General features: G+C 32.1%; 3 protein-coding genes. All 3 read right to left on the reverse strand.

Going from position 1 to position 2884, the window contains the following annotated elements; all coding sequences use genetic code 11:
- Positions 1-295: acyltransferase family protein (locus ACKI2P_RS09685; RefSeq protein ID WP_407377219.1), on the reverse strand; the 295-nt coding region annotated here is incomplete at its 3' end.
- A gap of 209 nt (positions 296-504) precedes the next feature.
- Positions 505-1665, reverse strand: a complete 1161-nt coding sequence (locus ACKI2P_RS09690) for a polysaccharide pyruvyl transferase family protein (RefSeq protein WP_407377217.1) — start codon at positions 1663-1665, stop codon at positions 505-507.
- A gap of 6 nt (positions 1666-1671) precedes the next feature.
- Positions 1672-2853: a glycosyltransferase family 2 protein gene (locus ACKI2P_RS09695; protein WP_407377218.1), complete on the reverse strand. Its 1182-nt coding sequence runs from the start codon at positions 2851-2853 to the stop codon at positions 1672-1674.
- Between the last annotated feature and the right edge of the window lie 31 nt (positions 2854-2884).

The following is a 2884-nucleotide window of genomic DNA, read 5'->3' on the forward strand; positions in this document are numbered from 1 at the left end:
CATGTATTATAGTATAAAACAGGTATGGTGAAATGATTCTTGAAATCCTTCTTTTGAAAAAGTCACCCAGTTCAATGTCTCTGTTTAAAAGTAGTGCTCCGCTTATGAGCAAAAACAGAGGAACGGCATAGGTGAAAATCTGTTTAAATGAAACTATTTTAAAATGCATTATTTCAGCATTTGGCCAAATCAGAAATATGTGTGTAGCTATAACTCCAAATATTGCCAATGCCCTTAAAAAATCAATGTATTCAATTCTTTGCTTTAAAATAGTAATCCCTCTAGTGTTTTTAATAGTAGTTTATCAAAAATGATATTTAATTTTTATCCAATCCTGGATAACATTTAGGAGTATCAGTCAAAAGTAATCTTTTAGTCAGGGTTAGTAGATAGTTGCATCTAACTTTAATTGGGTGTTGAGGATAGGCTATTGGAGAAATAACCTATTTTACTTTTATATGCATTACATTCGAAAAATCATGATTTTTTTCAAAGAAGTGATGATTATTTTTTCAGTTTTCTTAAGGGATTTTGGAATTTCCATCTTGATGAATTTTCCATTTCCCGAATAATCATTTCCTGTTTTTCGATTGTCTTTTGCTGTTTTTCAATTAATTTCTCCTGAGCTCTGATTTTTTTGGTGTTGGTACTGTTAATCAAGTTAACATTAGACATGTAATTTTTAGTTTCATCGTAGGTTCTGCTGATTAAAAGTTTATTTGACAAACTCTGTTGAAAATCAGAATAAACGGCATAACTGTCACTAATATGGCCGGTGAAACTTTTTACCTTTTTAATCAAATTTTCTCTTATTTTCAGATATTCCTTAGGATTTTTTGGCGGATTTTCCACATCAAAAATTGAAATGTCATTCTCATATTCTTCAAGAGTGGTTTCCCTTACAAGCCTTGAAATACCTTCCAATCTTTCAAGACCATATTCCGAACTATTTATAAAAAGTACAGGAGTATTTAAAGCTAAAGAAGGTAATGCTGCATGCATTCTATCTGTTATGACACAAGATGCATTGTCATATATGTTCAGTAAGTTTTCAGCAATTAAAAATTTTTCATCACATCTGTAAAATGAAGTCATTTTCTGATTCAAATCAATATTTTCCAAATATTTCTTATGATATGAAAGTGGTGTAACCTGATTAACGTTGTATACGGGCAGATCTGTTTTTGTTTTTAAATAATCAATTATTTCATCAGATTTATTTGAATTGACAACTACATATTTAAAATCATTTTCACGTTTTTGGCTTTTCAATGTCAGGGTAAGGCATCCTGAATAGTATGCATCAATATCCTTTTCCTCAAGAACCGCTAATGTAGAATGGTCTCTACATCCGACAGGTCCGTAGCTTGAAAAATAATCCCTGCTTTCATCGGACAGGATTATATCCCTTGTACTGTTTACAGAAGTATTGAAATGCATGGAAATCAGAAGGGGTATAATGTCCTCTGAAGGAGGCCATGCATCCAGACAGTCAAGATACCATCCGTTCATTATCATCTTGACTTTTTGAGGATTTTTAAATAAATGAATCTTTTCATGATCAATGTAACAGTCAATTTTTGGAATAAACTGTCTTGCAGCAATGCTTTGTATCTCATTTCCCAGATTGATTGTATAATTATAGCTCATTAAACCGTATAACATTAAAAATCACCTGAATAATTTTCCGGTTTTTCTCAAAGGTTTTGTAAGTTTCCAGCTGTTGGATGATATGATTTCCTCATTGGTCTTTTTCAACTCATCGTTTCTTTTTGACAATTCATTTTTTTCTGCTTTTATTTTGGAGATTTCCTTTTTAAGCTTGTCGTTTTGCTTTCTGTATTTTCTGTTTTCGTTGTGAAGTTTCGTATTTGCATCGTTCATGAGTTTTTTGTCAGTTTCATATAGATTAATGAGATATTCATTGAAATTATCAGACGAAAGAAGCAGATTGAATCTTCTGAGTTCATCCTCCCTGAATAATTCTGTAAATTTGATTTCTTCATATCTCTTTTTAGCTATTTGGAAGTATTCCTCTGAATATGATTTGAGAAGGTGAGCATCAATTCTTCTCATTTTAAAGTAATCCAGATCAGGTCTAAATTCTTCTGTCAAGTTATTGTCTTCCATGAACTGGACAACCATATCAACAACTTTGAATATGTCTGGTGTATATTTCGGGGTGTTCATTATGGAATTTTCATTGATTCGATAGTAATACAGTTGCTGGGGAACATGGGAAATTCTTTTCGCCCTTAGCATTACCTTGACATGAAATAGAACATCCTCGAATGCAATCCCTTCCGTGAAATAAAAGTCATCATATCTGTCAAGAAATGCCTTTTTGTAGAGTTTAACTACGGAATTGTAGCCTCCATTGAGAACATGTGTCTTTATGTTATGATAGTCAAAAGTGAAATGGTCAAAGTCAACGTCTTTGAATATTTTGTTAAAGCGGTACATTGGAAAGTTGATTTTTTCACCATCAAGATATTTGTAGAGTCTGTAGAAAACTATATCTGAATCATTTGATACTGCATTGTCATACAGTAATTTTAGTGTATTCAGTTCCAAAAAGTCATCGGAATCAATAAAAAAAAGATAATCTCCATTTGAATGTTTTATTCCCCTGTTTCTTGCTGCTCCAAGTCCTTGATTTTCCTGGGAAATTATTTTTATTCTCCTATCCTCTTTCGCATAGTTCTCAAGAATTTCAGGAGATGTGTCGGTGGACCCGTCATTAACGCAAATAATTTCAATGTCCTCAAATGTCTGATTGACAAGGCTGTCCATACATTCAGACAGGTACTTCTCCACATTATAAACTGGAACGATAACAGATATCTTTACCAAAATTTCACCATAAAATAAATCAATTTACTAT

Source organism: Methanobrevibacter sp., assembly GCF_045541095.1.
Classification (GTDB): Archaea; Methanobacteriota; Methanobacteria; order Methanobacteriales; family Methanobacteriaceae; genus Methanocatella.

Excerpts from the sequence above, each read along its gene's own strand:
- ACKI2P_RS09690 (WP_407377217.1), bottom strand. The coding sequence starts at position 1,665 with ATGTTATACGGTTTAATGAGCTATAATTATACAATCAATCTGGGAAAT.